22 protein-coding genes are annotated in these 22,317 nt (G+C 72.9%); 11 read left to right on the top strand and 11 right to left on the bottom strand.

Annotated features, from left to right (window positions below):
• Positions 1–90 precede the first annotated feature (90 nt).
• Positions 91–672, top strand: a complete 582-nt coding sequence (locus CLV43_RS32215) for an ATP-binding protein (protein WP_106191877.1) — start codon at positions 91–93, stop codon at positions 670–672.
• Between the two features lie 13 nt (positions 673–685).
• Here CLV43_RS32215 and CLV43_RS32220 read toward each other — a convergent pair whose 3' ends face one another.
• Positions 686–1,837, bottom strand: a complete 1,152-nt coding sequence (locus CLV43_RS32220; RefSeq protein WP_106191878.1) for a hypothetical protein — start codon at positions 1,835–1,837, stop codon at positions 686–688.
• A 517-nt stretch (positions 1,838–2,354) separates the two neighbouring features.
• Between CLV43_RS32220 and CLV43_RS32225 the strand changes: the two genes are divergently transcribed.
• Both CLV43_RS32225 and CLV43_RS32230 read left to right on the top strand, forming a co-directional pair.
• On the top strand, positions 2,355–3,377 hold the full coding sequence (locus CLV43_RS32225; protein ID WP_146174978.1) for a phosphoenolpyruvate carboxykinase (ATP): 1,023 nt from the start codon (positions 2,355–2,357) through the stop codon (positions 3,375–3,377).
• Between the two features lie 278 nt (positions 3,378–3,655).
• Positions 3,656–3,874, top strand: coding sequence for a hypothetical protein (locus CLV43_RS32230; RefSeq protein WP_106191882.1), 219 nt, complete (start codon positions 3,656–3,658; stop codon positions 3,872–3,874).
• A gap of 124 nt (positions 3,875–3,998) precedes the next feature.
• Here the strand turns inward: CLV43_RS32230 and CLV43_RS32235 are convergent, their stop codons facing one another.
• From CLV43_RS32235 to CLV43_RS32275, 9 genes are all read right to left on the bottom strand, one after another.
• Positions 3,999–5,363, bottom strand: a complete 1,365-nt coding sequence (locus tag CLV43_RS32235; protein ID WP_106191988.1) for a helix-turn-helix domain-containing protein — start codon at positions 5,361–5,363, stop codon at positions 3,999–4,001.
• 174 nt (positions 5,364–5,537) lie between these two features.
• Entirely contained in the window at positions 5,538–6,617 is a 1,080-nt protein-coding gene (locus tag CLV43_RS32240) for a hypothetical protein (protein ID WP_106191883.1), read from the bottom strand.
• A complete protein-coding gene (locus CLV43_RS32245) occupies positions 6,614–7,543 on the bottom strand; it encodes a phosphotransferase (protein ID WP_106191885.1) in 930 nt (309 codons plus the stop codon). Before CLV43_RS32245 ends, CLV43_RS32240 begins: the two co-directional genes overlap by 4 nt.
• Positions 7,540–8,604 carry an LD-carboxypeptidase gene (locus CLV43_RS32250; protein WP_170156107.1) on the bottom strand — a complete coding sequence of 355 codons (1,065 nt, stop codon included), beginning with the start codon at positions 8,602–8,604 and terminating at the stop codon, positions 7,540–7,542. Before CLV43_RS32250 ends, CLV43_RS32245 begins: the two co-directional genes overlap by 4 nt.
• On the bottom strand, positions 8,595–9,611 hold the full coding sequence (locus CLV43_RS32255) for an asparagine synthetase A (RefSeq protein ID WP_106191888.1): 1,017 nt from the start codon (positions 9,609–9,611) through the stop codon (positions 8,595–8,597). Before CLV43_RS32255 ends, CLV43_RS32250 begins: the two co-directional genes overlap by 10 nt.
• A 43-nt stretch (positions 9,612–9,654) precedes the next feature.
• On the bottom strand, positions 9,655–10,440 hold the full coding sequence (locus CLV43_RS32260) for a P-loop NTPase (RefSeq protein WP_106191889.1): 786 nt from the start codon (positions 10,438–10,440) through the stop codon (positions 9,655–9,657).
• A complete protein-coding gene (locus CLV43_RS32265; RefSeq protein WP_106191891.1) occupies positions 10,437–11,480 on the bottom strand; it encodes a phosphotransferase enzyme family protein in 1,044 nt (347 codons plus the stop codon). The genes CLV43_RS32260 and CLV43_RS32265 overlap by 4 nt, the downstream gene beginning before the upstream one ends.
• A complete protein-coding gene (locus tag CLV43_RS32270; protein ID WP_106191893.1) occupies positions 11,467–11,967 on the bottom strand; it encodes an NUDIX hydrolase in 501 nt (166 codons plus the stop codon). The genes CLV43_RS32265 and CLV43_RS32270 overlap by 14 nt, the downstream gene beginning before the upstream one ends.
• A complete protein-coding gene (locus CLV43_RS32275; protein ID WP_170156108.1) occupies positions 11,964–12,800 on the bottom strand; it encodes a class I SAM-dependent methyltransferase in 837 nt (278 codons plus the stop codon). Before CLV43_RS32275 ends, CLV43_RS32270 begins: the two co-directional genes overlap by 4 nt.
• A 389-nt stretch (positions 12,801–13,189) precedes the next feature.
• Here CLV43_RS32275 and CLV43_RS32280 point away from each other — a divergent pair, with 389 nt between their 5' ends.
• The 8 genes from CLV43_RS32280 to CLV43_RS32315 all read left to right on the top strand — a co-directional run bounded on the left by CLV43_RS32280 (position 13,190) and on the right by CLV43_RS32315 (position 20,947).
• Positions 13,190–14,395, top strand: a complete 1,206-nt coding sequence (locus tag CLV43_RS32280) for a M16 family metallopeptidase (protein ID WP_170156109.1) — start codon at positions 13,190–13,192, stop codon at positions 14,393–14,395.
• Positions 14,392–15,225, top strand: coding sequence for a hypothetical protein (locus CLV43_RS32285; RefSeq protein WP_106191897.1), 834 nt, complete (start codon positions 14,392–14,394; stop codon positions 15,223–15,225). Before CLV43_RS32280 ends, CLV43_RS32285 begins: the two co-directional genes overlap by 4 nt.
• A gap of 1 nt (position 15,226) precedes the next feature.
• A complete protein-coding gene (locus tag CLV43_RS32290; RefSeq protein ID WP_106191899.1) occupies positions 15,227–15,856 on the top strand; it encodes a histidine phosphatase family protein in 630 nt (209 codons plus the stop codon).
• A complete protein-coding gene (locus CLV43_RS32295) occupies positions 15,853–16,920 on the top strand; it encodes a nucleotidyltransferase family protein (protein ID WP_106191900.1) in 1,068 nt (355 codons plus the stop codon). Before CLV43_RS32290 ends, CLV43_RS32295 begins: the two co-directional genes overlap by 4 nt.
• 1 nt (position 16,921) lies before the next feature.
• The gene (locus CLV43_RS32300; RefSeq protein WP_106191902.1) at positions 16,922–17,866 is read left to right on the top strand and encodes an ABC transporter ATP-binding protein; all 945 of its coding nucleotides are present in this window, start codon (positions 16,922–16,924) and stop codon (positions 17,864–17,866) included.
• On the top strand, positions 17,863–18,648 hold the full coding sequence (locus CLV43_RS32305; RefSeq protein ID WP_106191903.1) for an ABC transporter permease: 786 nt from the start codon (positions 17,863–17,865) through the stop codon (positions 18,646–18,648). Before CLV43_RS32300 ends, CLV43_RS32305 begins: the two co-directional genes overlap by 4 nt.
• Positions 18,641–19,447, top strand: coding sequence for a hypothetical protein (locus CLV43_RS32310; RefSeq protein ID WP_106191905.1), 807 nt, complete (start codon positions 18,641–18,643; stop codon positions 19,445–19,447). Before CLV43_RS32305 ends, CLV43_RS32310 begins: the two co-directional genes overlap by 8 nt.
• 486 nt (positions 19,448–19,933) lie before the next feature.
• Positions 19,934–20,947: a hypothetical protein gene (locus tag CLV43_RS32315; protein ID WP_106191906.1), complete on the top strand. Its 1,014-nt coding sequence runs from the start codon at positions 19,934–19,936 to the stop codon at positions 20,945–20,947.
• 63 nt (positions 20,948–21,010) lie between these two features.
• Here the strand turns inward: CLV43_RS32315 and CLV43_RS32320 are convergent.
• The coding region (locus tag CLV43_RS32320) for a tetratricopeptide repeat protein (RefSeq protein WP_146174979.1) at positions 21,011–22,317 on the bottom strand (1,307 nt) is incomplete at its 5' end.

A 22,317-nucleotide genomic window follows, 5' to 3' on the forward strand; every position in this document is an offset into this window, starting at 1 on the left:
GATGATGGGAATGGGGGCGCTGCTGGAATTCACGTTAGAATGGCGCTCGGGTTGCGAAGTCCCTGCTGTGACGATGAAAGGACCATTCGGTTGCCCGCCTACCGATTGCTCGTCACCGGCGCCAGCGGCGCCGGCACCACCACCCTCGGCCGGGTGCTCGCGGCGCGGTGGCACGTGCCCCACGCCGATCTGGACGACTACTTCTGGGTGCCCACCGATCCGCCTTTCGCCGAGAAGCGGCCCGAGGGGGAAAGGCTCCGGCTGATGCGGGAGGTGTTCCTCCCGCGTGCCTCCTGGGTGCTGTCCGGATCCCTGATGGGCTGGGGCGACTCGCTCATCCCGATGTTCGACGGGGTGGTGCTCCTGACCATCGACCCCGAGGTGCGCATGCGACGGCTGACCAGCCGTGAACATGTGCTGCAGGGCGAGGCGGTCGGACCGGGCGGTGCGAACGAGGAGGCCTACCGGGCGTTCCTCGACTGGGCGCAGGGCTACGACGACCCGGAGTTCTCCGGCCGCAACCGGGCGAAGCACGAGCAGTGGCTGACGGCGCAGCCCCACCCGGTGCTGCGCCTGGACAGCGAGACCCCGGTGGAGGAGCTGGCCGACCGCGTCGTCGAGTGGCTGGCGGCCGTCCCGGCCCGTGCCGGGGGCGACCGCCTGCCCGGTTGAGCCGGACCACTGCTCAACCGCCCAGCACGGCGACGAGGTCGGCGGCCAGCGAGGCGACGTCCTCGGCGTTGCCCATGCTGCAGCGCAGCATGGGCAACCCGCCCAGGTGCTCCAGCACCTCCGACACCGACGGCGGCGGCACGTGGCGGTCGACCGGCAGCTCCAGCCAGTCCTCGCCGTAGACGTTGTCGTACACCGAGAAGCAGTTGCGGGTGAGGACCTCGCGCGCGTGCTCGGGCGTGGCCCGCTCGAAGGCGTAGGGCTCGCCGGGGGCGACGCGGGGGAAGATCACCCCGGCCAGCGGCGCGGCGGCCACCACCTCGACGCCGAGGTACCGCTCGACCTCCCGCGAGCTCATCTTCAGCTTGTCCTCGCCGTGCAGCTGGTCCCAGTCCGAGCCCGCCGCGGGCAGCCCCGCGTGCAGGGCCCAGGAAGCGTGGTCGTCCACGCCCATGACGTCGAGCGAGCCCTTGTTGATCCCCAGCGGGACCGGGCACGCGGTGACCCGGTACCCGTCGCCCGCGCCGTCGAGGTGCATCCGGTCGTTGCCCATCCAGCCCGACTCGCGCAGCAGCCGCGCGAGCGCGATGGCGGTCGTGGACTTGCCCGCGCCGGAGTCGCCGATCACCAGGTAGGCGCCGCCGTCGTAGGTGAACGCCGACGAGTGCAGGATGAACGACCCGTCGGCGATGGCGTAGCGGGTGGCGACGTCCCGGATGACACGGGTGAGCCAGCGGTGCCCCAGCCTCGACGGCGCCCGCACGAGGGTCAGCCGCGAGCCGGTGCGGACCAGCGCCGACGGCTCGTCGGAGTTGGCGTCCTGCAGTTCGAACACGGTGCCCCCGGCCAGGTCGTACCGGGGCAGGAAGCGGTTCCTGGTGATCTCGAACTTCCCGCCGCGACCCGCCTTGCTCGCCGCGTCGAGCAGCGCGCGGACCTCGGGCAGCGGGACGACGCGGTCGTGCACGGCCAGTGCGGGCCCGGTGCCGTCGACCTCCCCGGTCACGTCGAGGACGTCGAACACGCCGCTCGGGTGGAACGTGTCGGCCAGCAGCACGATCGCCTCCGCGGAGGCCGAGACGACCTCGACCACGCGGCCCCGGACCCGGAGGTACCGGGTCTCGGCCTCGATCGGGGTATCGGGCAACAACTCGCGCAGATCCATGATTCTCCTAGAGGAGATCGGACAGGTGGAGAGGAGGCGGTGTGGATACCGAAAGCCTATTCCGGCCGCACTCCGCCCGGCCGGGAAATTTCGTCTCGCGGAACCGGTCATCCCGTTGGGACGCGGCCCGACGACCGGATGCCGCGTCGCGGAAGCCGGTCGCCGGTGCACCGTCCGGCGGTGAGGCGGGACCGTTGACCAGCAATTCCGGAGTGCGGGTCGACCAATTCCAGGAGAGGTGCGGAACCCGCCCGGCGATCTTCGGCGCCTTCCGGTCCGGTTTCGCGCGCTTGATAAACGGCCACATGTCCGCGATAGTTGCCCGAGGAGCCGAATCCCGCTCCCGCCGCCGCCGTGACGACCGGTTGTCCGCTTGTCGGTCGGACTGTCCCGTGGTCGATTCCCCGGTGTTCCGCACGAATTCGGTCGGACGGTTTTCCGAGCCCGGATCCCGGCCGGACGGTCGCGTCGGGCGGCATTCGCCCGGTGGCCTTTGCGAACGTTGGAGGGAAGACGATTGGCCTCGAACGGAACACCTGTCGACTACACGGTTCGCTCGCGTTTCGCCGAGACGGGACTGCGGTGCCCACCCGCCGTCGCCGAACGCGTGGAGAGCCTGCTGACCCCGTACCTGAGCTTGACCGAGGGGCGTGTCGCGGACGGGGAGTGGCAGGTGGTGTCCGGTGAGGAGCCCCCCGCGGGCGCGACACCGGAGTCCGTGCGGATGCCGGGCGAGGACGCGGTCGGGTACGCGGTCGACCACGCGAAGCGGACCCTCCACCACCTCGCGCCCTGGGACGAGGCCTGGGCGACCCAGGCCCTGCTGCGCGCCACCAGGTCCGCGCACCGCTGCGCCGCGAGCAGGCGGGGAGTGGTGTTCCTGCACGCCGGACTCGTCGACCTCGACGGGATGGGCGTGCTCCTGGTCGGCGGCAGCTGTTCGGGCAAGACGTCGTTCATCACGGCGAGCGGGCTCAGCGGCGCGGGCGTGATGGTGTCCAACGACGACGTCGGGCTGGTGAGCGCCCCGGAGACGGGCGGCCTGGTGGGGCACGGGTGGCCCCGGTCGATCTCGATGCGGCTGGACACCATGCGGCTGCTGTTCGGCGCGGAGCGGTCCGACGCGATCCGGGCCGGGCTGACCCACCCGGCCAACCGGACCCTGTTGAGCCTCAAGGAGTCCGGTGTCGAGGAGCACGGGACGGCGCTGCTCTACCCGTGGGAGTACACGGAGGTCGTCGGCACCGGGATCCGCCGGTCCGCGACCGTGGACGCGGTCGTGTACCTGAGCCTCTGCGACGACTCCGGAGGCGGCTTCGAGGTCGTGCCGCCCGGTGAACGGGACGCCGCCTTCGCCGCCCACCAGCTGGACGCGCCCAACAAGAACCTGAACCTCTTCGGCTACGCGCGGGACCCGGAGGTCGTGGACGCCACCCGCGCGATGGCGACCCGGTTGCCCACCTACCGGTTCCGGTACCCGTTCTCGAACGCGTACAAGGAGGTCGGCAGGCTCACGACCTGCCTGCGGCAGGCCGGGTGAGCCTGCGCGGGAACAGCCGGGGGACGGTGGAGGGCGCCTCGGGGGCCGACCGGGAAGCGGTCGCCCCTGTTCCGCCTTGTCCGCCTGGAGCCGGGGGCGCCGCTGTCGCGGGAGCGGTCCCGCGGAGGAACCACGGGGGAACAGGTGGGGAACAGCGGGAGACATCGTCGTTCGAGGCGGCGACTGGTCGCCGGTGGGCCGCGCGGAGGCCGGGCCCGGTCACGTGGCCTCGGCGACAGCCGGTCCACCTCGGTTCGGGACTCGAGAGGATCCATTCCATGACGTGTGCAGGGCAGACCGCGCTCCGGTCGACGTCGACGGCCCGCAAGTCCGACCTCAGCAGGGCGGTGGTGTTCACCCTCCTGCTCGCGGTCGCCGCGGGGGTCGGTGGTCGCGCCGCCGACGCCGTGGCGGACCTGTCCGGTGGCGGGATGACGGGGATGACCTTCGTCGAAGCAGGGACGACGGGCACCAGGGAGGTACCGCTGTGCTGCTGAGGTCCTCCTGACGGCAGGCGGCTCGCGGCGACAGGCCGGGATCGACCGTCGGCGAGGGGGAGCCGGGTGCGCGGATGTCGGGTGGACGAAGCCGACGAACCTCAGGACGGCACGGCGGTGCGCCTCACCACCGGGGCGCACCGCCCGTGGTGGACGAGCGGTGCGCCCCGCCGGTGAGGCGGCTCCGGTGTCCCATGAGCCGCATGCTCTCCCGGTAGGCCCGCACGGCGCGCTCGCTCTCCCCGTTCTCCTCCAGCACCTCGGCCAGCTCCGACCAGGCGAACGCCGCCTGCCGGGTGGCCTCGGAGGCCTCGAGCAGCAGTGCGGCGCGCTCGCACGCGGCCTGGGCGCGCTCGCGGTCGCCGCGGCGCAGGTGGGCGGCCGCCAGCACGAGGTGCGCCCGAGCGCTCTCCAGGCGGTGCTCCGTGCCGAGGACCTCCAACGCCCGTTCGGCGTGCAGGACGGCGTCCTCGCTGTCGCCCAGCATCACGTTCGCGCGGGCGAGCGCGGTCTCGGCGTGCGCGACGTCGGTGGTGCTGCCCAGCTCGGTCAGCACGCTGACGCTCTGCTCCAGCAGTGATCTCGCCGTCGCCGTCTGGGCGTCGTCCGGGTCGGACTGGAGCAGGACGGCCGCGTAGGCGTTGCGGATGCGGGCCAGGGCGCGCTCGTCGTCGCCCTCGGAGTAGATCGCCACCGCCTTGGTGATCAGCGACAGCGCCTCGCCCGACCGGCCCTGGCGGTGCAGGACCACACTGGCGTTCCAGTACGCGGCGCCCAGCGCCTTGCGGTCGCTGATGAGCTGTGCCTGGTCGACCGCCCGCGAGGCCAGGTACCCGGCCCGGTTCAGGTCGCCGCGCTCGGCGTAGATGCCGATCAGGGTGGAGAGCAGCTCGACGGACGCGGTGGTCGGCGGCAGGTCCAGCGCCTCGATCTCGGCGACGGTGCCCTCGGCGACCTCGATCGCGTGCGAGAGGTCGCCCAGTTCGCGGTAGCAGCGGCACAGCGACATCACCAGCGCCAGGCGCTGGGGGAGTTCCGGCTCCGCGGTGAGCGTCCGCCGCCGCAGCTCCTCCAGCCGGGTCGTGGCCTCTTCCAGCCGACCCTCGTGCTCGTGGCACTGGGCGACCCCCAGGCTCGCGGAGATCCACAGGGACCGGTGCTCGGTCGGCGACAGCTTCTCCAGCACCTGTTCGAAGCCGGTCAACGCCGTGGCGGCGTCACCGTTGCGCAGGGTCAGCTCGGCGTAGCGGAGCTCGACCTCGAGCGCTCCCGTGTCCGGCTTGTCGACACCGTCGACCAGGTACGCGGGTGTGCAGCCGAGCCGTTCGGCCAGCTGGGCGAGCACTTCCCCGGACGGCAGGCGCTTGCCCGCCTCCAGCAGCGAGATGTAGCTGGCGGAGAGGTCCGGCTGGGCCAGCGCCTCCTGGGACAGCCCCGCGGCTCGGCGCAGGCGCCGGATCCGGGAGCCGACCGACTCGGTTGTCGACATGGGGCGCACCTCCGTGTTCGGGCCACCGGACACGGGCACGCCGACTCTTCCGCTGCGTCCAGGGCAATCGTGAGCGAGGAGGGTCGACTCCCCGCTCCACCAATTGTGACTGGAGTTCTCCCACTGTCAACTCTGGACTTGACTGGTGTGATGACACCGTCGCTGACAAGTCGGTCAACCTTGGTCCGCCACGGCGTCCAGGAGTGCGGCGGTGGCCTCCCCGAGGTGGTGCATGTCCTGGGTCAGCCGGTAGCAGGGGACGGAGCGGATCAGCTCGGCGGTGATCCCGGCCCGGCGGTCGAGCCGGGTGTCGGGGTACCAGTCGGCGAGGAACGGGTCGTAGGACAGGGCGGCGGGCTCGGAGTTGGCGGCGAGGGCCTCCGCGGCCTCCTCGGGGGACAGCCGCCGGACCACCGGGGCGGTGATTGAGGAGCTGAAGGCCGGGAAGACGACCGCGTCCAGTCCGCCCGAGGCCAGCAGCCGCCCGCCGGTGACCTCGGCGAGCTCCTGGCAGCGCACCCAGACCATGGGGGCGACGGTGTCCTCCTGCCCGACGTGGACCTGGCGCTCGTGCGCGCGGTGCAGTCCGGGGAAGCTGTTCGCCGGGTGGGTGGCGCTGCCCAGCAGGCCGCGCAGCGCGGGCCACCGCCGTGCCAGCGCGAGCAGGGAGTCGGTGCGCACGTTGACGCTGCGCGGGAAGCCGAGCCCGCGCAGTCCCCGGCCGTCGTCGTCGGTGACGACCAGGTCGTCGTTGGAGACGAAGTCCGCGCCGGCGTGGAGCAGCGCGCTCATGATGCTCGACGTCTTGCCCGACCTCTTGCCGCCGACGAAGGCGATGCCGCGGCCCCCGGCGTGGACGAGCCCGCCGTGCAGGAACAGCTCGCCGTCGGCGAAGTGCTCCCAGCGCAGCAGGTTGCGGACGCAGCGCAGGAGCTGCTGGGTCCGCCACGGGGAGGGCTCGCCGCACACGGCGATGGTTCGGCTGGCCCGGTGGGCCCACAGCACCCGGTCCGGCTCGTAGGGGGAGGTGTAGGCGACCCGCGTCCAGCCAGGACCGTCCGGGGGCTCGGCGAGGGCGAGCACGCCCGGCCGCGGCCGGTGCTCACCGCTGTCTGCGGGACGGGTGGTGAAGAACGGCTCCGCGAGCCGCAGGAGGTCGGCGAGGGTCGCCTCGTCGCACGTCACGTCCACGTGGTGCCGACCGCTCGACGTGGAGACGACGTGGGTGCTCGGGGCCGAGAAGAGGATCGTCATGACGCCATGTCCTTCGCTGACGCGTGCGGCAGGTCGACCGCTGCCAGGTGCCGGTCGAAGAGTTCGAGCAGCGGGGTCGTGCGGCCCCAGGGCACCACCGCGTGCAGCGGCTCGGGGGCGAAGCGCTCGGCGTACGCGAGGACCACGTAGGCGTGGAAGGCCGCGTACAGGTGCAGGAGCCACCAGGGCGCGCCGCTGCGCCGGGCCAGCACCGCCTCGCCGTCGGAGCCCGCCCAGTGCAGCAGGGACTGCCCGTAGGCGGCGGTGGGGTCACCTCCCCAGAGCACCGGGAGGTTGACGTTCACCAGCCCGTCGGGGCCGATGACGAAGTTGCGGTTGTTGACGTCCGCGGCCACCAGCCGCGGCGTGGGCACGAGGGCGTCCAGCAGCGGCGCGGCCTCCGCCAGGACGGCCTCCAGCCCGGTGTGGCGGGAGATGGCCAGGCCGGGTGCCTTGCGGCGCTGTTCCGCGAGGTAGTCCGCCAGGAACGACGACCAGGTCGGCCACGGTGCCCGCAGGTCCCCGGAGAGCTTGCCGAAGCCGGCCACCGGGACCGCGGCGACCTCGTCCAGCAGGTCGGCGAACTGCTCGGCCCATCCCGCGACCGGCTCCGCCGCGCCGAGGACGTCGGCCAGCACGCGCCCTTCGACGTACTCGGCCAGCACGTAGTGCGTGCCGTCGGAGTTGCGCAGCAGGTCGAGCACCGGCCGCACCCGGCGGTTCCCGCGCTCGGCCAGGATCCGCCGGACCGCGCGTTCGGCGGCAGGCTGGCTGGAGCCGTCGAGCAGGTGCTTCACCGCGTAGCGGCGTCCGTCCTCGGCGCGCACCCGCCACACCCGGCTGTTGGACGTGGAGACCAGGACCGGGTCCGCGGTCGTGCCCAGCCGCTTGCCGACCCAGCTGGTGAGCCTGGTGGGCGGTGTCATCCCGACCTCCTGCTCCGGCTGGACACCAAGGAGAACTCCGGCCTGCCCCGACCCGGCACGGGCGCGCTGACCTCCGCCACGGCGCCGATCGGCAGGGTCAGCACGGGGTCGGTGTGCCCGAACTCGCAGTCGGCCACCACCGGGCCCGAGACCCGCCGCGCCAACGGTTCCAGCAGGCGGCGGCCCAGCCCCGGCGGCCACTCGTGCCGGTGGTCCTGGGCGAAGCGGCCGACGAGCAGCGCCGCGGCGCCGTCGAGCAGACCGCTGTCCGCCAGGACCTCCACCGCGTCGCGCAGGTCGGTCTCCGAGGCGGAGTCGGACTCCTCCAGGCAGACCACGTGGCCGTCCCACCCGATGCCCGCGTGCAGGCCCGCCCGCAGGTCGTCGGCGAGGGTCGCGATGTTCGCGGCCACGAGCGGGCCGGTGGCCAGGCCGGGGGACCACACGGCGCGGATGGCCTTGCCGACCGCGCGCGGCCGGTCGTCCTGGGTGTCCCAGAACAGCGTCTCCACCACGATGTCGTCGGTGGACGGCAGCACGCCGCCACCGCCGGGGCCGGACAGCTGCTCCCAGAAGGACCTCCAGGTGAAGTCGGCCGTGCCGCCGTGCTCGCCGAACTGGGGCAGCACGGCCGGTCCGTAGTAGGTCGTCCAGCCGAGGCGGTGGTAGAGCCACAGCAGCAACGAGGTCGTGTCGCTGTAGCCGACCACCGACGTGGGCGAGCCCGCGAGCGCGGCCGGGTCGAGGTGCGGCAGGAGGTCCCTGGTCCCGACGCCGCCCACGGTGGAGACCACCGCCCGCACCGCGGGGTCCAGGATCGCGGCGGTGAGGTGCGCGGCCCGCACCTCCGCGGGGCCCGCGGTGCTCCCGGTGTCCAGCAGGGCGGTCGGGTCCGTGCGCGGGATCAGCCCCCGGCGGCCCAGCTCGCGTTCCGCGCGGGCCAGCCTGCGCGGGCAGCGGGCCGCCAGCGGGCCGGACAGGGAGAGCAGCGCGACCTCGTCGCCCGTGCGCAGCCGGGGCGGCGTCACGACGTCACGACGGGGCCGGGCGGTCACATCCACGTCGGCACGCCCTTGAGCCGCGGCATGAGGTGCATGTCGCGGATGTCGTGGTGGCGCAGCACCCACGCCAGGAACCGCTCGAGGCCGAGGCCGAAGCCCGCGCTGCGCAGCGGTGCCAGCTCCTTCATCCGCAGGTACCACTCGTAGTCCGCGGGGTCCACGTCGTGCCCGACGATCGCCCGCTCGGTGTCGGCGCGGGTCGTGTGCCGCTCACCGCAGCCCGCCACCTCGCCCAGGCCGAGGAGCAGGTCGGCGCACAGGGCCGTGCCGTCGCCGCCGCCCGCCTGGTAGAACGGCACCGCGTTCTCGGGCATCCGGGTGAGCCACACGACGCCGCCGAACCGCTCGATCAGCTGGAGCTCGCCCGCCCTGGTGATGGTCCGCACGCCGGAGCCGCGGTCCTCCACGTGCTCCGGGTCCACCAGCGCGCACGCCTCGTCGAAGGTCACCTCGGGGAACCGGGTGCGGCCCGCGAGGTCGACCACGTGGTCCAGGCCGCCCGCGACGTCGGCGATGTCGTCCGCGACCGGGGAGTCGAGCAGCCGCGAGCACAGCGCGGTGACGTAGCCCTCGACCAGGCGCATGACGTCGTCCAGGCCGCCCGCGATCTCGGCCTCGGAGTGGAAGAACTGGTTGAGGTGGCTGCTGTCGGGGTCCTCGCCGCGGAACGTCGGCATGATGTAGTACGCGCCCGGCAGCCCCATGCGCAGCATGAACTCCAGCTGGAACTGCATGGAGTCGGCCAGGTAGGTCGGGTCGCCGAACAGGTCGATCCGCACGGGCAGGCTGTCGCTGCCCAGGCCCATGGGGCTGGAGACGGAGTTGACGGTGATCGGCATCAGCACCGGGGAGATGTCGCGGGCCCGGTAGAAGTCCCCGCTGGCGTGGACCAGCTCGGCGTTGATCCGGGTGATGAGCCGGAACCAGGGGCTGTCCAGCGTGGCCTCGAGGTCGTTCACGACGCGAGCCGTGGCGGCGAACGGGAGCGGGTCTGTGGTGGTGCTCATGACAACACTGCCTTCCTGGGGACGGGGGGTGGGTGCGGCGCGCTCAGGGCACGGGGTGCAGGGAGTCGTCCAGCGCGTCCAGCAGCGACGCGAACGCCGCTCCTGCCGCGGAGCTGTCGCCACCGGCGTGCTGCGCGAATGGGGTGCCCTGCTCGGCTCCGGCCGCCACCGCGGGCAGCAGCGGCAGCTCGACCAGGCGCGTGCCCGCGCCGCCGGTCTCGGCCAGCAGGGCGCCGACCAGACCGGAGTCGGGGAACGGTTCGGTGCGCGCGCCGCAGCACGGGCACGGGAAGTAGGCCATGTTCTCGACCACGGCGGGGATGGCGACGCCGAGCCGGGTGAGCATCGCGACGCAGCGGCGCGTGTCCTCCAGCGCCATCCTCTGCGGTGTGGTCACGACGACGGCCGCCGAGATGTCCAGCAGCCCGGCCAGCGCCATGTGGATCTCGCTGGTGCCGGGCGGGGTGTCGACGACCAGGGTCTCGACGTCCCCCCAGTCCACGTCGCGCACCATCTGGCGGAGCGCGCCGCGCAGCACCGGGCCCTTCCAGGCCAGTGCGCGGGAGGCGTCGGCGAGCAGCCCGGTGGACATGAGCCGCACGCCCTCGCGCACCACCGGTCGGATGCGCCCGTCCCGGACGGTGGGCCGTTCCCGGACCCCGAACAGCACGGGCAGGCTCGGCCCGTGCAGGTCCGCGTCGAGCAGCCCGGTGCGGGTGCCGCGGGCGGCCAGCGCGGTGGCGAGGTTGGCCGCCACGGTGGACTTGCCCACGCCGCCCTTGCCGCCGCACACCATGACGACCCGGACTCCGGGGAGCAGCGCGCTCATCGCCCCACCCCGATCCGGAGGTCCTCGGTGAGCACGGAGAAGGTCCGCACGCAGGTGTCCAGGTACGCGGGGGAGGTGTCGAAGTCGTGGCGCAGCAGGCCGAGGCAGGTCAGCTCGATCCAGACCGCCCCCAGCGCGAACGGCAGGCACTCCCGCTCGACAGGGGTGAGCGGCAGGACCTCCTCGTAGGCGTCGAGGAACCTCCGCACGGCGGCCCGGTCGACCTCCACGGGCTGCACGGCCGCGAAGGTGGTGGAGTCCTCGGCGTAGCCCAGGACGCAGAACGTCAGCAGCGCCTCCGCGACGTCGTGCAGCCGCGACTGGACGTCGCAGTTGTCGAAGTCCACCACCGCGGCGACCCGGCGGTCCGCGGTGAACAGCAGGTTCCACGGGTTGAAGTCGCCGTGCACCGCCGTGGTGGGCAGCGCGCCGAACCCGGCGTCGAGGGCCCGCCGCCGCACCGACGCGAGGAGCTCCTCGAAGACCGCCGTCGTGTCGGCGGTGTCCGGGAGGACCTTGTCCAGCAACGCGATGTGGTCGGCGGCCAGCGTGAACACGTCCTCGCCGAGGGCCTGCTCCGCGCTCACCCCGGCGGCGTGCAGCCGGGCGAGCACCCGTGCGGCGGACCGGTCCTGGTCCGGGTCCGCCCGGTAGCGCAGCCCGTCGACGTGCTCGAAGAGGACGAAGGACTCGTCGGAGAAGGAGGTCCACAGGTCGCCGTCGCGGGTGGGCACCAGGCGGGCGACCGGCACACCGGCCTTTCGCAGTCCCTCCTGGATGCCGGTGGACGCGGCGATCTGCCGCGGTTCGTCGCAGTACCAGGGGACCTGCTTGAGGAAGTACCGCTTGTCACCCGCCTCCAGCACGGCCTTCTTGCTGGTGTCCGAGCGGACGTCCAGCAGGGTGCAGCGGTCGCCGTCGAGGAGGATCGGCAGGAAGCAGTCGGCGTCGGGCAGGCCGTACCGGTCGACGACGATCCCCAGCACCCGGTCGTCGAGGTTGAGGAAGTCCTTGGACACCGGCTTCTCACGCACGGGCATGGACCGCTCCTTCCGGTGCGACGGGTGCCTCCCGGCTCCCGGACGTGACCAGCCGTCGGATCCGCTCGGCCTCGGCCACGTACTGCTTCGTCCACTCGGGAGCGTCGGAGGCCGCGACCTCCGCGGCCGTGAGCCAGGTGGTGCCCGCGACCTCGCACTCGTCCTGGACGACCGGCTCGGTGTCCGGGGCGGGCGCGCAGAACACGACGTTGACCACGCTGGTGCCGTCGGCGAGGGTGAAGTGCGCGCTGGTCACGTAGTGCGGGGTGCCGCCCGGTTCCAGGCCGACCTCCTCGGCGGTCTCGCGGCGCAGCGCGTTCTCCAGGACGGCGCCCGGAGCCTCGTCGTGCTCGACCTTGCCGCCGACCAGGGCCAGCTGTCCCGCGGAGTGGCGCTCCCCGCCGCCGCGGCGGATCAGCAGCCACCGCTCGCCGCGCCACAGCGCGACCTCGACGTTGCAGATGTGCAGCGGGTCCGCCGTGCTCATGCGGGGTTCCGGCGTCCGGCGACGAAGATGTTGTTGCCGCGCGCGGCGAGGTCGGGCTCCAGCGCGAGCTGCTTCTCGATCGCCAGGACGTCCGCGAAGATCGCCGGGTCGCCCAGCAGGTCGACCACGGCGGGGCTGGACCCGTCCAGCTGCGTCTCCTGGCGCGAGGGGTAGACCGCGCTCGGGAAGCCGGTGAGCAGGTCGACCCGGCAGCCCGCCGCCGCGTAGAGCTCGGTGATCTCGTCCGGGCTGAACAGCCGCAGCGGCGGCATGTCGTCGGTGAACGTGGACACGCCGGTGGTGGCCGCCTCGCGCGCGGCCTCCAGCCTGCCGATCGCCAGGTTGAAGTAGACCGCGTGGTAGCGGTTGGGGGCCAGCGTCACCAGGGTGCCGGTGTCGGTGAGCAGGTCGGCCAGCGAGGCGATGACGGCGCCGGGGTCGGGCACGAACCCGATGACGTTGTGGAAGTTCCAGATGACGTCGAACCTGCGGTCGCGGACCTGCGCGGGGAGGTCGCCGAGGTCGCCCTGGACCAGGTCGAGGCGGTCGGCCCGGTCGCCCGTCCGCTTGGTCTCGGCGACCGCGAGCATGTCGGGGGACAGGTCGACCAGGACGCCGCGGGAGCGCGGGTAGGCGTCCAGCACGCGCTGGGTCCAGCGGCCGGTGCCGCCGCCCGCGTCCAGGAACGTGAAGTCCGGCGGGAGGCGGTCGAGGCAGGTCGTGGTGAGGGTGTCCCACAGCAGCTCGTCCGACAGCCGCCAGTAGACCTGCTGGTCCACCTCGTCGTACCGGTCTGCCTTCTTGTGGAAGTAGGAAATGATTTCGGTGGACAAGGGGAGCCCCGATCTCTGGGTGGATGGGTTCGACGACACAATCGTGACTGTAGTCAAGTCGCTAGTCAAGGCAAGTCGCTCAATCTGTAAAACTCTATGACTCAGGATCTTGACTAGAGTCATGAACGTGGTTAGCTTGGTGACATCGAGAGCGGCGCCGGACCGGGAGCACCACCCCGGAGGCGGGCTTCTCGATCCCCACCTCTCCTCATCGCGAAAGGAGGCCAGCCATGACCCGCAACCACTCGACCGGACTTCGTCCGCGCATCAACAAGCTCGTCGTGAAGAAGGCTGCCTAAGTGCGGCCGGACCGGGTTGCGCGCCGGACACGGGTCCGCCGCGCAACCCGGTCAACGCACCGGTCACGACAACGTGGAGAGGTGATTTCCTTGGACCGCACACCGGGAAGGGGTGCGACGACTGCCGACGCGTTCCTCGCGGAGCACCGCCCGTGGCTGCGGACCACCACGTTGTGCGTGGCGCTCGGCAGGGGAAGCCGGGACGACCTGCCCGGCAAGGCGGGCGCGGCGCACCTGTTCGAGCACCTGGTCATGTCGGCGCGCGGCGGCGGGGCAGCGCTCACGGACCTCGTGGAGGAACGCGGCGGCACGGCCAACGCCAGTTCCGGCAACGAGCTGACCCTGTACTACGCCCGCGTCGACAACGACGACGCGCCGCGGATCGCCGCGGCGCTCTGGGACGCCGTCGAGCACCCGCTGGTCACCGAGGCCGACCTCGCCCGCGAGAAGAGCGTCGTCGTCCAGGAGATAGCCACCGCACGGGCCGACGCCAGCGACGTGGTGCAGGACGCCTTCCTCGCCGACCTGTTCGGCGGCCACCCCCTGGGCCTGCCCGTGGCGGGCGACCTCGACGACATCGGGCGCTTCGGCCTGGCGGACGCGGAGGCCGAGCGGGCCGCCGGTCTGCCGAGGCACCGCGTGATCATGGTCGGCGGCGCCGAACCGGACCGCGTCCGCGACGCGCTCCCCGACAGCGCCCTGGTCTGCGCGGGCGCACCGCGCACCCCGAGCCCACCGGCACCCCTTTCCACCGCCCCCGACGGCACGCGGTGGCCGCAGGACGAGGACTTCGCCTGGGTCGTCGTGGGCGGTCGGGCGGTCCCCGCGCAGCACCCGGACCAGGCCGCGTACGCCGTGCTCGGCACCCTGCTCGGCGCCAGCCCCGCGTCCTCGCTCTACCGCGAGCTGCGCGACGTCGCCGGGCTCGCGTACACCTTCCAGGCCTGGTCGTCGCACTACTCCGACGCCGGTGCCTGGCGCGTGCTGATGGGCGTCGAGACCGGCAACGCCCCGAAGGCCGTCGGCATCGTGGAGGGCCTGCTGCACCGGATCGCGACCAGCGGTCCGACGGCCGCCGAGCACGACATCGCCGTGCGGCAGTCCGCGGGGCAGTGCCAGCGCGACGCCGAGGACCCCTGGCAGCTGGCCGTCGACATCGCCGTGCGCGGCGACGTCGGAGCCCACCCGTGGTCCCCGGAGGCCGAGCGGGACGCGCTGCGGCGCGTCACGCCCGACCAGGTGCGGGCCGCCGCGGCGCACGTCGCCGACTCGCTGACGGTGACGGTGCGGGCGTGAACACCAGCCGGGAGTACCTCACCGCCGCGGCGGAAGCGGGCCTGCTGCACCGCACGGACCGGTTCGTCGTCGTCGCCGACCTGGCCCAGGACCCGTTGACCGGGCGCAAGCAGTGCCTGGTGGAGCACGTCGCCAGGGCGGGGCACGACGACCCGACCGAACCCGATCCGGCGCCCGACCCCGTCGCCCTGCTCGACCTCCTGCGCGAACGCCTGCCCGATTGCCAGGAGGCGCTGGTGCGCAGCGTCGCCCCGCTCGGGCCGCCGTTCGTCCCCCACGTGACCTACCTGGTGCGCCCGCCGGAGCCGCGGTCGGCCGCCGACCCGCCCGCTCCCGGCGGGCCGGACGGCTCCCCGCTGGTCAGGGCCGAGGAGCCCGGCGACCGGGACGCGGTCGCCGACATGATCGACGAGGCCTTCGACCGCGCCACCCGCCAGCACGGCCACCGGCCCGACCCGGCCGCCGTCACCGCCGCCGTCGCCTCGGTCCTGGACGACCCCGCGCGCGTCACCTACGTCGCCGAACGCGACTCCCGCGTCGTCGGGCACGTCACGCTGCTGACCGGCGCCACCGACGACCCCACCGGCGCGGAGTACGTCGAGCTGCTGGACGTCCTGGTCCGCCCCCAGGACGACCGCGAGGCCTCGCGGCGGCTGGTGGCCGCGGCCGTGGCCCACGCCGGACGGCTCGGCATGACGCTGATCGGGAACGTCGTGCACGTCGCCGACGCCCCGGAGCACGCCGAGCGGACGCTGGCGGTGCTGCGGCGCACCGGCTGGCAGGTCGCCCACCACTACTCGTGGGCGGACTTCCGGGAAGCGGGTGGCTGACATGCGCACCGAGATCTGCCTCGTGCGCCACGCGGCCTACGACGCGACCGACCGCGGCCGGTCGGCCGACGGCCGCTGGGACCCGCCGCTGTCGGAGGAGGGGCGGCAGCAGGCCGACGCGCTGGCCGCCCGGCTCTCCGCCTTCGGCTGGGACCGCCTGCGCAGCTCGCACCTGCTCCGGGCGAGCGCCACCGCCGAGCGGATCGGCGCCGCCTGCGGCCTGCTCCCCGAGCAGGACCCCGTCTGGGCCGAGTACTTCAAAGGCCCCCTGGAGGGGGTCGACTCCTCCGACGAGGAGTACGCGCGCCACTGGCGCGACGGCGACTGGCGGGAGTGGCCGGGCGGCGAGGTCCGCGGCGACTTCCGCGACCGGGTCCTCCGGGCGCTGCACGAGTGCCCGGAAGGTTCCCGGACGCTGGTGGTCACCCACGGCGGCGTCGTCAACGAAGTGCTCCGCGCCCTGCTGGGCGGCCCCGCGCGCACGCTCTTCCGCGTCGACCTCACCGGCGTGACCCGGATCGGCCTCCACCAGGGGCACGCCGTGGTCGCCGCGGTGAACGACGTGTGGCACCTCGAGGACTCCCTGGCGATGCCCCTCACCGACTTCTCGTCGAAAGGCCTGGTCCGATGATCGGTCTCGAACACCTCTACGCGGCGGCGGACCTCGACCCCGACGAGCCGGTCCGCAGGCTGGCCCGCGTCCTGGGCCAGCAGATGACGCCCCTCGTGCTCAGCGCCGCCGTCGCGCAGGGGCAGGCCGCGGGCCCGCACACCGCGATGCTGCTGGACCGCCAGCGGCAACGCGTCCGCCTGTACGAGGAGGTGCTGGCGGTCGTCCGCGCCGTCGCGGACCCCGTCGTGCTCAAGGGGCCGGTCCTGGCCGGGCTCTACCCCCCGGACCTGGTGAGGCCGGTCAGGGACCTCGACCTCGTGGTCGAGACGGAGGAGGAGCTCTGGGCGGCCGCCCGGAGCCTGGTGGACGCCTACGGGGCCACCCCGTCGGTCTTCACGCTGATCCGGCACGAGGGCGTCGACCACTGCCTGGTCGGCCTGGACTGGCCGTCCGACGACCCGCTCTGCGACTCCGACTTCGAGGTGGAGATCGGCACCTTCGCCTACGCGGGCGACCAGGCGGGCATCCCCCTGCGCGTCGGGTTCCCGTCGTCGGCGCCGTTGGCGCAGCTGTTCGCCGTCGCCGAGGAGCGCTGCCAGGGGCCGTTCAGCGTCAAGCACGCGCTGGACTGCGCGGTCCTGCTGGCCGCCCACCCCGACCTGGTGACCGGGCCGGAGGCGGAGGACTCGATCCGCGCCTTCCACCTGGCCCCCGAGATCCGCGAGCTCGTCGCGTTCGGCACCCGGATGTTCGGCGGCACCGTCCCCGAGCGCCTCGACGCCCTGGCCGACGAGGAGCAGGCCCGCCGCCGCGACGAGGGGGCCGTGGACGGCCCGAGCCGGTCGGGCGGTCGCTGGGCGAGCGCCGACAACGTCCGGTTCGGAGTGCTGCTCAACGGTTTCACCCGTGCCGAGGAGCGCCACCGGGCGGGCGGGCCCGTCCCCGGCGGGGAGCTCGTGCACACGCCCGTCGGCGACTACCTGATGCTGGACGGGGTCGAGGTGGACGCGGTCGACGTGGAGGCCGCCCGTGAGGTGAGCGCGGACCGGTGGGCCGCGGCGACCCCGACTCCGGTGGGCTGAGATGGCGGCCGTCGAGATCAGCGCCCTGCGCCGGGTCTTCCCCAAACGACGCGGGCCCGACCACGTCGCCCTCGACGACGTCGACCTCCGCATCGAGGAGGGCGAGGTCTTCGGGCTGCTCGGTCCCAACGGGGCGGGCAAGACCACCCTGTCGCGCATCCTGAGCACCCTGCTGCTGCCCACCTCCGGGACGGTGTCCGTCGTCGGGCACGACGTGCTGGCCGAACCGCGTGCCGTGCGCGCGGCGGTCGGCCTGGTGCTCGGCGGCGAACGCGGCCTCTACGGGCGCCTGTCCGCACGGCGCAACCTGGAGTACTGGGCCGCGATGTGCCGGGTCCCGCGACGGGTGGCCCGCGAGCGGATCGACCTGCTGCTGGCCGACCTCGGCCTGGCCACCCGCGCCGACGAGCCGGTCGAGACGTTCTCGCGCGGCATGCTCCAGCGCGTCCACCTCGGCCGGGCGCTGGTCGCCGACCCGCGGGTGCTCATCCTGGACGAGCCCACCAGCGGCATGGACCCCAACGCGGCCATCGGCTTCCGGCAACGGGTCCACGACCTGCGGGCGGCGGGCAAGACCATCCTGCTGGCGACCCACGACATGGCCGAGGCCGAGGAGCTGTGCACCAGGGTCGCCTTCATCGACCGCGGCCGGATCCTGGCCACCGACAGCCCGGCCAGGCTCGGGCTCGCCCTCGACGACGTGCAGACGATCACCGCGACGCACGCCACCCCGGCCACGGCCGCCCGTCTGGAGGCGCTCGCGGGTGTCCGGTCGTGCACCGTCGACCGCGCGGGCAACCTGGTGGTCACCACGACCGGGCGCGACGACCTCGCGGCGGTGCTCGCGGCCGTGGCCGAGGAGAAGGTGCGCGGCATCGGCACCCACGGCCCCGGCCTGGTCGACGTCTACCGGACGCTCATCGCCGACCGGGAGTTCTCGTTGTGAGCCCCGCAGCCGGACTGGCCGAGGTCGCGGTGGTGTCGGTGCGGACGCAGGCGCGGTTGCTGCTGCTCCGACCCGGATCGCTGGCGCCCCTGCTCGTCAACCCGCTCTACGTCGTGGTGCTCTTCGGCGTGGTCGCCGCCCACCGCCCCTCCGCGACCCTGCTGACCACCCTCGGCCTGACCGCCTTCGTGATGGCGGCGTGGGGCCACGCGATGTTCACCGCCTCCCACGTGATCGACGAGGAGCGGTTCAGCGGCACGCTGGAGATCAACCTGACCGCTCCGACCGGGTACCTGACCTCGCTGGTCGTCCGGATCCTGACGGTGACCCTGGCCGCCGCACCGGTGATCGCCGAGGTCGCCGCCATCGGCTGGCTCGTGCACGGCACCGGCCTGGTCGTCCGCGACCCCGTCCAGTTCGGTCTCGCGGTCCTGGTCTGCCTGGTCGGCTGCGCGGCCAGCGCACTGCTGCTCAGCGGCCTGCTGCTGCTCGTGCGGGGCGCCCGCACCCTGCAGAACGCCCTGACCTACCCGTTCTACCTGCTGGCCGGTCTGGTCCTCCCGCACTCCGAGCTCCCGGAGGGCATCAGGCAGCTGTCCGACCTGTTCTTCCTGACCTGGGCGGTGAAGGGGCTGCGGGCCGCGGCCTCGGGCGCGGCGGGCGGCTGGACGGACCTGGCGCTGGCGACCGCGCTGGCGGTGGCGCAGGCGGCGGTCGGGGTCCTGGTGCTGCGCCGGGTCGTGCAGCGCCTCCGACGAGGAGAGGTGTCCCTCCATGGCTGACTCACCCGCGGCCTGGTTCACCCTGGTGCGCATCGGGATGCTCAGCAGCTTCGAGGACTACCGGCGGATGTTCACCTGGCGGTCGTGGCTGCTCGGCTGGCTGTCCAGGCTCGTCGCCCAGGTGCTCTTCTTCGCGATGCTCGGCAGGCTCGTCGGCACGGTCGCCGACGAGCACTACGCCGCGATCGGCAACGCGCTCGTCCTGGCACCCCTGGGAACGCTGGGCGTCGTGGCCTCGACGTCGCTGGAACGGCGGCTGGGCACGCTGCACCTGCTGCTGCTCTCACCGACCGACCCGCTCGTCGTCATCGTGTCCCGCGGCCTGTACTGGGTGTTCGACGGGATCCTCACGTCGCTGGTCACCCTCGGCCTGGTGTCGGTGATCCTCGACCTCGACGTGCAGCGGGGGAACCTGCCCCTGGTCGTGTGCGGTCAAGTGGTGCTCGCCTGCTCCACCTACGCGATGGCCGTCGCGGTCTCCGGGCTGAGCATCCGTTGGCCGGAGGCCCGCACCTTCATCACCACCGCGCTGACGATCGTGCTGCTGGCGGGGACCGGCGTGAACAGCGCGCTGCCGCGGAACCCCTTCCTGCACGCCGTCCTGCACCTGTTCCCGGTGACGAACGGCCTGCCCGCCGTGCGGGCGGCCGTCGACGGCGGTCCGACGAGCACGGCGGTCCTGCTCGGGCTCGGGGCGGAATGCCTGGTGGGCCTCGGCTGGCTCGTGGTCGCGCACGTCGCGGTGGTCGGCTCGATCCGCCGCCAGGTCCGCACGGGCCGTCTCACCGCGATGGCCTGATATCCACCGACGTCCACAGAGGACTGTGGAGCCGTCCGGAGTCCACGGTGTACAGACCGGTGGCGTCCGGGACGGCCGTGGAGGACGCCGACGGGTGGCGCGCGACGACGCGTCCCGCCGGCGGGACGGGGTCGCGCCCGGTCGACGGCGGTGCGGTGCGCGCCACCGGGCGCTCCGCGACGGTGCGGGAGCGGGGCGGGCACCCCCGCCGCGACCGGCACCCGTTGCGGACGTCCGCGGCAGGCAAGAGGATCATCGGCGACGTCGTCGGATCCGCCGGTTCGCGACGGGCTCGGCCGCTTTCGGGGAGGTCGGCGTCGGTGGTCGCGTCAAGCGGTGGCGACCGGCTCGACCCCACAGCGATCACCTGTGGTCCCCGCCATCGGTCGGGCCGGTTGGGGTGGCCATCGACTGGACAGTGGGGATCACGATGTCACGTTGTCACGGGAGCCGACCGGCGGGCACTCGGCTGCGAGGGGAGGCGTCGTGACGCGAACAGCCGAGGTCTTCCCGCCCGCGCGCCTGCTCCTGGTCCACCCGGAGCCACCGCTGGTGCGGAAGGCCTTGCGTGCGGGGCTCGACGTCCGCGTGCTGCTCGACGAGGCGCGGCGTGCCGAGGACTACCCGCTGCCCGAGGACCGGGTGACCCGCGTGTGCGGCGGTCCCGAGACCGAGGAGGTGGTCCGGCGGCTGGTCGGTGAGGACCGCGTCACCCACGTGCTCGACGGCGAGGGCCGCAGCCTGCCCGAGCCCCTGCCGGGGGTCGGGGCCGCGGCCGACGAGCTGTTCCGGCGCGAGCTGTTCCCGAACTGGCGCAAGGCGGTGGGGGATCGCACCTTCGCCACGGTCGACGAGGTGCGGAAGGTGGTCGGCGACCTGGGCTGGCGGGCGGTGATCCACACGGACCTGGGCGAGGTGGTCGTCTGGTCCGAGGACGACGTGGACGGGTGGGTGCGGCTGCACGGGGGGCGTTCCGGCCCGTTCGCGGTCGAGCGGCTCGCCTCGGACGTCGAGGTGGTCGTCTCGACGCTGACCGTCGACGGCATGCACCGGGTCGTCGGGATCACCGAGCGCCTCCCGAAGGCCGGTGTCCTGTCGTACGCGTACCCGGCGAGCCTGGCGGAGCTCAGGACGGTCCAGGTCAGGGCGACGGTCACCAGCATGCTCGACCTGGTCGGCCACGAGTTCGGGCCCGCGCTGACCCGCGTGGCGATGACCGGTCCGGAGCCCCGCGTCCTGCGTTCGCGGGCGTGCTTCAGCGTCGACCGGATCTCGGACCTGATCGAGGTCGCCACCGGGTTCGACGTCCAGACCGAGCTGTTCCGCGCCTTGGCGGGAGCGCTGGTGCAGGCACCGAGACCGCGGTGGTTCGCGGCGGCGCTGGTCTTCCGCCTCCCCGGCTCACCGGTGGACGGACCGGGGTCGTGCGTGCTCGCGGAGGGCGTCTCGCCGGAGGTCGCTCTTGCGCGGCTCGACGAGGAGCGGGTCTTGCCGGAGTGATCCCGGTGGTTCGCCTGTCGCACAGGGCTTTTGGTCGTTCTGTCCGAAGTGGACGGACGATCGTCAGCCGCGGGCCGCGGGCGGCACACCCATGTCGGCGAAGGTCGCGTTGGCCTCTCGGAGGTGTTCGCGTGCGGCTTCGGTGCGTCCGAGTGCGTTCTCGGCTTCGCTGAGGCCGGCGAGTGCGCGGGCTTCGGCGATGCGGTAGCCGATGGCGGAGGCGACCTCGTAGGCGGTGAGGTGGTGGGTGAGGGCGTCGGTGTGTCGTCCTTGGGCGCGGCGGAGTCGGCCGATGATGTTGTCGATCTCGACCTGGCGGGTGGTGGTCCAGTGGCCGCGGTGGTTGCGCAGGGCCAGGTCGGCGTACTGGTCGGCCAGTTCGTCGCGGCCGAGTCGGTAGTGGGTGAGGGCGGACAACGCGAAGACGAGTGCGGCGTTGCCGGCGGGTGCGCCGAACTCCTCGACCAGTGCCCTGGCGACGTCGAGCTGGTGGTCGGCTTTGTCGTGGTCGTGCATGCCCAGGTGTGCCTGGGCGAGGCTGACGCAGGCGATGATCTGCTGGCCGCGGATGTGGAACTCGTTGTCCAGCGCGACCGCCCTGCTCGCGGCTTCCACGGCCTCGGGGTAGCGGCCCCACTCCTCGTAGAGGGAGCTGAGGTTGACCAAGGACTCGGCCTCGGCCCGCCCGACCCCGAGTTCGCGTTTGATGCGGATCGACTCCTGGAGCATCGGCAGCGCTTCGTCGAACTGGCCGGTGTGGGTGGTGAGCAGGCCGAGCATCCCGATGCCCTTGGCGAAACCGCGTCGGTCGTCGAGGTCGCGGGCGATCTCCAGTGCCTCGGAGGCGGCTTTGATGCCTGCTTCGAACCGGCCGAGCTTCCAGTTGGCGACCGCGGAGTTGGACAGGCTCAGGTGGAGCAGTTCGCGGTCGCCGAGTCTGCGGGAGGAGAGGACGGAGAGCTGGGTGATCTCGGCGAACTCGGTGTAGAGGCCGATGGTGTCGAGCTGGAAGACGACGTTGCGGGTCAGATGGGCGGCGTGCCGGTCGAACCCGCGCTCGTGGGCCAGCACCGCGGCCGCCTCCAACGTCGTCCTCTCCCGCGCCAACCACACCCGCGCGTTCTTGTGGTCCCGCAACTGCGACGGGATCGGCGGCGGGTCGGTCACCCCCGTCGGCAGTCGGACACGACCGCTGAACAACAGGTCGCACACGTGGTCGCTGGTGTGCACCAGGTAGTCCAACAACCCCTTCACCGCGTTCGGCACGTCTGCCGCGTCGGCGTGGTCGGAGTTCTTGAGGATCTGGCGGACGAAGCTGCGGACCAGGTCGTGGAAGGTGTAGTAGCCGAACTCGTGCTGCTGCAACAGGT

This window comes from Umezawaea tangerina (genome assembly GCF_003002815.1).
Taxonomy (GTDB): Bacteria; Actinomycetota; Actinomycetes; order Mycobacteriales; family Pseudonocardiaceae; genus Umezawaea; species Umezawaea tangerina.

Excerpts from the sequence above, each read along its gene's own strand:
- CLV43_RS32220 (WP_106191878.1), bottom strand. The coding sequence starts at position 1,837 with ATGGATCTGCGCGAGTTGTTGCCCGATACCCCGATCGAGGCCGAGACC.
- CLV43_RS32230 (WP_106191882.1), top strand. The coding sequence starts at position 3,656 with ATGACGTGTGCAGGGCAGACCGCGCTCCGGTCGACGTCGACGGCCCGC.
- CLV43_RS32235 (WP_106191988.1), bottom strand. The coding sequence starts at position 5,363 with ATGTCGACAACCGAGTCGGTCGGCTCCCGGATCCGGCGCCTGCGCCGA.
- CLV43_RS32240 (WP_106191883.1), bottom strand. The coding sequence starts at position 6,617 with ATGACGATCCTCTTCTCGGCCCCGAGCACCCACGTCGTCTCCACGTCG.
- CLV43_RS32245 (WP_106191885.1), bottom strand. The coding sequence starts at position 7,543 with ATGACACCGCCCACCAGGCTCACCAGCTGGGTCGGCAAGCGGCTGGGC.
- CLV43_RS32255 (WP_106191888.1), bottom strand. The coding sequence starts at position 9,611 with ATGAGCACCACCACAGACCCGCTCCCGTTCGCCGCCACGGCTCGCGTC.
- CLV43_RS32260 (WP_106191889.1), bottom strand. The coding sequence starts at position 10,440 with ATGAGCGCGCTGCTCCCCGGAGTCCGGGTCGTCATGGTGTGCGGCGGC.
- CLV43_RS32265 (WP_106191891.1), bottom strand. The coding sequence starts at position 11,480 with ATGCCCGTGCGTGAGAAGCCGGTGTCCAAGGACTTCCTCAACCTCGAC.
- CLV43_RS32270 (WP_106191893.1), bottom strand. The coding sequence starts at position 11,967 with ATGAGCACGGCGGACCCGCTGCACATCTGCAACGTCGAGGTCGCGCTG.
- CLV43_RS32290 (WP_106191899.1), top strand. The coding sequence starts at position 15,227 with ATGCGCACCGAGATCTGCCTCGTGCGCCACGCGGCCTACGACGCGACC.
- CLV43_RS32295 (WP_106191900.1), top strand. The coding sequence starts at position 15,853 with ATGATCGGTCTCGAACACCTCTACGCGGCGGCGGACCTCGACCCCGAC.
- CLV43_RS32300 (WP_106191902.1), top strand. The coding sequence starts at position 16,922 with ATGGCGGCCGTCGAGATCAGCGCCCTGCGCCGGGTCTTCCCCAAACGA.
- CLV43_RS32310 (WP_106191905.1), top strand. The coding sequence starts at position 18,641 with ATGGCTGACTCACCCGCGGCCTGGTTCACCCTGGTGCGCATCGGGATG.